The organism is Belnapia sp. AC561, from assembly GCF_979252845.1.
In genome coordinates this window covers 1-281 of sequence record NZ_CEEDBP010000177.1, presented here as the reverse complement: position 1 = coordinate 281, position 281 = coordinate 1, and the positions used below count along the sequence as shown (strand labels likewise).

The window sequence follows — 281 nt, the reverse complement described above, 5'->3', positions numbered from 1 at the left end:
CGATCGCGTGCGCGTCGCGACCGGCGGTGACGGTGGTGCGGAAGGCGTCGTCGTCCAACGCATCCGCGATCCGGCGCGGGACTTCGCCCGACAGGTGCATAGCGAAGCCGGTATCGGTGATCGCCCAGCGGATCAGCGCATCGCTGTCGGGCAGCGTTGCGGCGAACGGCGCGTCGAGCGCAAAGCCATGCGGGTCGCCCGTGACCAGGGCCGCCGCCGCACCGTCGCCGAACTGCAGCATCGCCAGCAGCGGCTCCAGCGCGGTCGTCTCCTGCAAATGC

1 pseudogene is annotated in these 281 nt (G+C 71.2%); it reads right to left on the bottom strand.

Annotated features, from left to right (window positions below):
* Positions 1-281: pseudogene (locus AC0IW9_RS30630) on the bottom strand (hypothetical protein); the annotation flags it as partial.